Raw genomic sequence first — 6,766 nt, 5'->3', positions numbered from 1 at the left:
AATCTGGTGACCGGGGTCGCCGCCGCCTCCCCCGGCCTGTCCCGCGTCGTGCATTACGAGGGCGCGAAATATTACGGCGTCCATCTCGGCGCCTTCCCCACCCCGGCGAAGGAATCCGACGCAAGGCACATGCCGCCCAACTTCTATTACGACCAGGAAGACTGGCTGAAGGAAGCGTCACAGGGCCAGTCGTGGGATTATGTCGTGCTGCGGCCCGATGTCGTCTGCGGCTTCGCCGTCGGCAGCCCGATGAGCCTCGTCACCGTGCTCGCGGTCTATGCCGCGATCAGCAAGGAATTGGGCCTGCCGCTGAAATTCCCCGGCACGCCCGATTGCTACACCCGCCTCGCGCAGGTGACCGACGCCGGCCAGCTGGCCGCCGCTTCCGCCTGGGCCATCGGCAACGCCACGGGTGGCGAGGCCTACAATGTGACCAATGGCGACCTGTTCCGCTGGAATCAGCTGTGGCCCGCCCTCGCCCGCATGTTCGACATGGAGGTGGGCGGGGTCCAGACCATCAACCTGACCGAATTCATGGCCGACAAGGCGCCGGTGTGGCAGCGCATCGTCGAAAAGCATGGTCTGCGGAACATACCTTACGAAAAAATCGCCGCCTGGGGCTTCGGCGACTTCGTGTTCCGCTGCGATTTCGACGTGATTTCCAGCATGACCAAGATCCGCCTGGCCGGCTTCAACGACATGGTCGACAGCGAGGCGATGTTTCAGCGCCTGTTCACGGGGCTGCGCGAGCGTCGCGTGATCCCCTGAGCAACACGGCGTCATCCTCCAGGAAGGCGATGATCGCCTTCTTGGTGGAGTCGATGTGACGCTGCATCATCGCCTTCGCCCGCTCGTCGTCGCGATCGAAAATCGCATCGAAGATGTTGCGGTGGAAGACATCGGCGTCGCTGCGCGACTGGATGAAATAGCCGCCGAAGGGCAGGAACATCTCGCGCCTGATATCCTCGACCGCCTTGGCCAGCATGGAATTGCGCGCGGCCAGGGCGATTTCCATGTGAAATTCCGTATCGGCGGCATTGAAGACCTGGGCGCTTTCGACCCGGTTCAGGTCCGACAGCTTGGACTGTTCCATCCGCTGCATGGCCGCCTCGAGCCGGGACAGGTCATCGTCCGTCCGGCGGCAAGCGGCGAGTTCCGCCGCCGCGCCTTCGATCACCAGGCGGAAATCCATCAATTCGTTCAGATGGGCGCGCTGGCGCCGGATCCAGGCGCGCAGCTCGACCGGATCCTCGACCTGTGAATCGCGGACGACGAGGCCGCCGGTCGCGCCGCGCCGAACCTCGATCAGGCCGCTGTCCTGCAACAGGCGCACCGCCTCGCGGATCGTCGAGCGCGAGACGGACAATCTGTCGGCCAGAACACGTTCGGGGGGGAGCTTCTCGCCGGGCAGGAACAGGCCGAGCTGGATGCACCGCTTGATCTGTTCCATCGCCAGTTCATGGGCCGCCGGCTGGCTGATCGGCCCGATAAGCTCTTCCCGCAATTCGACGCCTCCCCGGGCAGCCCCCCTGCCCTCACGAAACCGTGACTTCAGCCGCCATTATAGGAAATCGTCCCCCGGCATTGCACGCGGCATGTTGAGCCCGTCTCACGTCGGCGATGTCGCCAGCACCGGCGCCGGGCTCTTGCGGAAATCGAGGCGCCAGGACCACAGGGCGACGCCAAGGGCGATCATGGCCAGCAGGACCCCGATCCAGGCGATATCACCATAGCCGACACCCCCCGTTATCGCGATGCCGCCAAACCAGGCACCGCTGGCATTGCCGAGGTTGAACGCCCCCTGATTGAGGATGGAGGCGAGATTGGGCGCCCCCACCGCCTCGCGCACCACGCGGAGCTGCAAGGGGGAGATCAGGGCGAAGGCGGTGCCGCCCCAGATGAAGACCGTCGCCACCGTCGGCCAGAACATCGAGGTGACCAGGCCGAAGACCGTCAGAATGGCGGCGACCGCGACGAAGCCGCCCACCACCGTCGGCATCAGGCTGCGATCCGCGAGGCGACCGCCGACGAAATTGCCGATCGTCAGCCCGACACCGAAGATCAGCAGGACATAGGTGACGACATGGGGCGTCACATTCGTTACCCGCTCGAGAATGGGCGCGATATAGGTCAGCACGCTGAACAGGCTGGCCGAGGCCAGCACCGACAGCAGCATGGCGAGATAGACCTGCAGCCGGGCCAGGCTGCGCACCTCGCGCATCAGGCTGCCGGTGACGACGGTCAGATTATGCGGCAGCCAGGCCCAGAGCGCGATGGCGGCGACAATGCCGATGCCGGTGACGGCATAGAAGGTCGAGCGCCAGCCAAAGGCCTGGCCAAGGGCGGTGCCGAAGGGCACGCCCAGGATATTGGCGATGGTGAGGCCGGCGAACATCATGGCGATGGCGCTGGCCTGACGGTGGGGCGCCACCACCTCCCCGGCGACGACGGCGCCAAGGCCGAAGAAGGCACCATGGCAGAAGGAGGTGAGAATGCGCGCGGCCATCAGGCTCCCGTAATCCGGAGCCAGGGCGCAATAGAAATTGCCGGCGATGAAAATCCCCATCAGACCCAGCAACACCTGCCGCCGGGGCATTCGCGCCGTCAGGAGGCCGAGAATAGGCGAGCCGAGCGCGACACCGAGGGCATAGCCCGAGACCAGCATGCCCGCCTGCGGCACCGTGACCGACAGATCGCGCGAGACATCGAGCAGCAACCCCATGATGACGAATTCCGTCGTGCCGATGCCGAAGGCCGCCAGCGCCAATGCGATCAATGGTAGAGACATGAAGACCCCATACGCCACAGATTGGAACAATTCGATTCAAAGCGTGACACGCCCCGTTTCACGCGACCATTGAGCTTCACGCAATGTTGCATTGCGGCATCATTCCGCTGATCACCCAGCGCAAATGCCGCGCGCCATCGTCGATCTGGGCCGGCGTGAAGGCCCCGAAGCCGAGGAGGAGGCGCGGGTCCGGCCGCTGGCCCTGGGTGTGGAAGGACACGGGCATGACCTCCAGCCCCTCGGCCGCCGCCGCCCGCGCGATGGCGATCGCGTCGAAACCGGGCCGCAGGGTCGCCAGCAGTTCCATGCCGGAATCCGAGGGCTCGGCGGTCATGTAGTCGCCGAGGTCGCGCGCCACGGCTTCCAGCAGGGATGCCTGGCGCTGGACATAGAGTTTGCGCATCCGCGCGACATGGGCGGCGAAATGCCCCTCGGCCATGAAATTGGCGACCAGTATCTGGTCGAGGATGGGCGAATAGCGGCCGACGACGGTGCGGGCGGCGACGAAATATTCGATCAGGGCATCGGCCACCACGGCGTAGCCGAGGCGAAGCGCGGGAAACAGGCACTTCGAGAAAGTGCCGAGATAGATCACCCGTCCCTCGGTATCGAGGGCCTGCAAGGGCGGCAGCGGCCGGCCGCCGTAGCGGAATTCGCTGTCGTAATCATCCTCGATGATCCAGCTGTCGTGGACCCGGGCCCAGTCGAGCAATTGCGTCCGCCGCTCCAGGCTCATGGCCATGCCGAGGGGATATTGCTTCGACGGCGTAACGTAAGCGAAACGGGCATCGGGGAAGGCGGCGAGGCCGGCGGCGACATCGATACCCTGATCGTCGACCGGCACCGGGCAGGGATGGGCGGAAGCCGCCGTGATCGCGGCATAGGCGCCGTCATAGCCCGGATCCTCGCACCAGGCGCGGTCGCCGGGCATCAGCAGCAGCCGGCAGGCGGTATCGGCGGCGTGCTGCACCCCGGCGAAGATGACGACATTGGCGGCGCTGCAATGGACGCCTCGCGACAGGGCGAGATGTTCGGCGATACATTCGCGCAAAGGGTGATAGCCCTGCGGATCGCCCTCGCCCAGCAGATGGCTGGCGGCGCTGGCATCCATGCGCCGGAACAGGTTCATGGTCAGCTTGGCCCAGAGCTGGACCGGGAAGGCATCGACCGCCGGGAAATTGGCCCGGAAGGCGACCGGCCGGCGCATCCGGCGAAAGGTCTCCGGCACATCCGAGAAGCGGGCGAAACTGCGCCCCCGGTCGAGGCTGGAGGCTGCCGGCAGCACCGGATTGATCCGGGGCGCCGGCCGCGCCTTGCGGGCAAGCCCGGGCGGGCTGCGCGAGACATAGGTGCCCGAGCCGGTCTGCCCGTCGAGGTAACCTTCTGCGATCAGCTGCTCGAACACCAGCATCACCGTGTTGCGCGAGACGCCGAGAAGCTCGGCCAGGGCCCGGCTGGACGGCAGGCGGGCACCCGGCTTCAGCGCGCCGGCCGTGATCTCGGCGACGAGACGCGACTGGATCTGCCGGTGCAGCGGCGCGCCGCCGCTGCGTTGCAGGTCGAAGGCGAGGGCATCGAGCAGCGGCGGCATCGGGTCAGATCGCGCTGCGATCCCGCTCCGGCTTGTGGCCGAAGCGGACGGCGCCCGTGCGCATCAGGATGAACATGATGCCCAGCACGGCGAAGACCAGCACGTTGACACCGCTGGCGAGGGCATAGAGTTCCGGCTTGATGCCGTAACGCAGGGCGCCCCAGGCGACCGAAGGCAGGGTCGGCGTCGCGCCGAGGAGATAGAAGGAAATCTCCAGATTGTTGAAGGCCATGATGAAACAGACGATGAAGGCCCCGAACAGCCCCGGCCAGATCAGCGGCAAGGTCACCTCGAAGAAGGTGCGCAAGGGTGTCGCGCCGAAGACCATGGCCGCATCGTCCAGCCGCCAGTCATAGCGATACAACTGGGTCGCGATGATCAGCAGCGCATAGGAGAAGCAGTGGACGGTGTTGGCCAGGATGGCCGAGATCAGATTGCCGCCCAGTTGCAGGAACAGCCCGTTGAAGATCAGCGACGACAGGCCGAGCAGAACCTCGGCGACGAAGAGCGGCGCGATGAACAGGATGAGGAATTTCACCGTGTGTCGCCCGGCGTGGCGCAGCAGGCCCATGGTGGCGAGACAGGCCAGCAGCGTGGAGAGCAGCGCCGTCAACACGCCGATCAGCAGCGAATTGCCGAGGGCGGTCTGATAGAGCGTGTTTTCCGCCAGCCTCTCGAAGGTCGCCCAGGTCAGCTTGGGCGGATAGGGGAAACTGTAATTCTGCGAGACCGAGCCGAGACCGATATGGATGATCGGCAGATAGAGGAACAGATAGCAGAGCACCATGGTGCCGATCAGCGCCGGCTTCTGAAGTTTGCGCGCGATATTGCCCGTCGCCATCACGATCTCCCGAAGCCTGTAAAGCCGCTGCGCCGCAGGTCGACGAAACGAAAGACCAGAAGCACGCCGGCGATCGACAGCAGGAACAGGACGACGCCCATGGCCGCGCCCAGCGCCCAGGTGCCGGATTCGCCGAACTGCTGCGCCAGCGCCATGCCATAGAGCGTGCCGCTGGGACCGCCGAGGAAGCGGGGCACCAGCGTCGCCGACAGACAGGGCACGAAACACAGGGCGAAGCCGATGAGCGAGCCGAAGAGGTTCAGCGGCCAGGTCACCTCGACGAAGCCGCGGAACGGCCCCGCGCCGAAGATGCGCGCGGCATCGATCAGCCGCATGTCGAAGTTGAGCAGCGAGAGATAGATGACCGTGACCACGATCGGCAGGTACAGGTAAACAAGGCCGATGGCGCTGGCGATATTGGTATACATGATGAAGCGAAGCGGCGCCGCGCCCAGCGCCATCAGGACGCCGTTGAGCAGGCCGAGCGGCCCGAGCAGGCCCTGCAACGCGATCACCCGCAGCACTTCGCCGGTCAGGAACGGAATGGCGAAGCCGAGCGAGAGCAGCAGCTTGTAGCGCCCGCCATGGACGATGACGCCGTAAGCGACCGGCCAGGCGATGGCGACGCAAAGCGTGGAGACGATCACCGCCATGACGAGCGAGCGGATCAGGAAGGTGACATAGGCCCCCGCCGTGGCGACGACATGGTAATTGTCGACATTCCAGTCCTGAATGATGTGGTAATTCTCGGTGCGCCAGAAGCTGAGCACGATCATCGAGACCAGCGGCAGCACGAACAGCAGGACGAGAAAGACCGACGGCACCCCGAGGAAGATCCACGCCCTCGGGTCGCGGGACATGCGCAGCCCCCCGATCATCGGCGCAGCCCCAGATCGGGTTTCACCGGATAGAGATCGATATCGCCCGCCGCCCAATGGGCGACCACGGCATGGCCGATCGACGGCCCCTCCCCGCTGCGCGGCCGGCTGGCGACCAGGCCTAGGCCATCGCCGGTTTCCAGCAGATATTCGGCATAGGCGCCGCGCAGGATGACGTCGCGCACGACGCAGGGCAGGCTGTTGTCTTCCCCGGCAAAGCCGTCGGGGGCGAGGGCGATCTTCTCGTTCTTCACGAAGGCCATCGCCGCATCCCCCGGCTTCAGCGGGCCGCCGCCGTTTGCCGTCAGGGTGAAGCCGCCGGCCTCGATGGTGTAACGGCTGCCGTCCACCGCCGCCACCTTGCCCTCGAACTTGTTCGAACGGCCGACGAATTGGGCGATGAAGGCGGTCTTCGGCTTGTCATAGAGCGTCGTCCGCTCGGCGAAATCCTCGACATGGCCCTTGTTCACGACCGCGATGCGGTCGCTCATGCTCAGGGCTTCTTCCTGGTTATGGGTGACATAGATGAAGGGAATGCCCAGCTTCATCTGATAGCGCCGGATCTCGACCTCCATCTCCTGACGGAGTTCTCGGTCGAGATTGGCCAGCGGCTCGTCGAGCAGCAGGACCTTGGGCCGGCCGACGAGACCACGGCCAAGGGCGACGCG

The 6,766-nt window shown here is 65.5% G+C and carries 7 protein-coding genes; 1 reads left to right on the top strand and 6 read right to left on the bottom strand.

Annotated elements, in window-relative coordinates:
* A partial coding sequence (locus OJJ21_RS11325; protein ID WP_297686245.1) for an NAD-dependent dehydratase occupies positions 1–768 on the top strand: 768 nt, incomplete at its 5' end.
* On the opposite strand, the gene OJJ21_RS11320 is transcribed toward OJJ21_RS11325, so the two are convergent.
* The 6 genes from OJJ21_RS11320 to OJJ21_RS11295 all read right to left on the bottom strand — a co-directional run.
* Complete coding sequence (locus OJJ21_RS11320) at positions 734–1,504, bottom strand: FadR/GntR family transcriptional regulator (protein WP_297686243.1); 771 nt, start codon at positions 1,502–1,504, stop codon at positions 734–736. The genes OJJ21_RS11325 and OJJ21_RS11320 overlap by 35 nt on opposite strands.
* Positions 1,505–1,609: 105 nt before the next feature.
* A complete protein-coding gene (locus OJJ21_RS11315; RefSeq protein ID WP_297686240.1) occupies positions 1,610–2,788 on the bottom strand; it encodes an MFS transporter in 1,179 nt (392 codons plus the stop codon).
* Between the two features lie 76 nt (positions 2,789–2,864).
* Positions 2,865–4,379, bottom strand: a complete 1,515-nt coding sequence (locus tag OJJ21_RS11310; protein ID WP_297686238.1) for a PLP-dependent aminotransferase family protein — start codon at positions 4,377–4,379, stop codon at positions 2,865–2,867.
* A gap of 4 nt (positions 4,380–4,383) precedes the next feature.
* Complete coding sequence (locus OJJ21_RS11305; RefSeq protein WP_297686236.1) at positions 4,384–5,220, bottom strand: ABC transporter permease subunit; 837 nt, start codon at positions 5,218–5,220, stop codon at positions 4,384–4,386.
* On the bottom strand, positions 5,220–6,080 hold the full coding sequence (locus OJJ21_RS11300) for an ABC transporter permease (protein WP_297686234.1): 861 nt from the start codon (positions 6,078–6,080) through the stop codon (positions 5,220–5,222). Before OJJ21_RS11300 ends, OJJ21_RS11305 begins: the two co-directional genes overlap by 1 nt.
* 14 nt (positions 6,081–6,094) lie before the next feature.
* Positions 6,095–6,766 (bottom strand): ABC transporter ATP-binding protein (locus OJJ21_RS11295; RefSeq protein WP_297686232.1); only part of this gene is annotated, 672 nt, incomplete at its 5' end.

It is taken from the genome of Ferrovibrio sp., assembly GCF_025869515.1.
Taxonomy (GTDB): domain Bacteria; phylum Pseudomonadota; class Alphaproteobacteria; order Ferrovibrionales; family Ferrovibrionaceae; genus Ferrovibrio.
The sequence above is the reverse complement of the archived record's forward strand: the minus strand, read 5'-3'. Positions and strand labels throughout refer to the sequence as shown.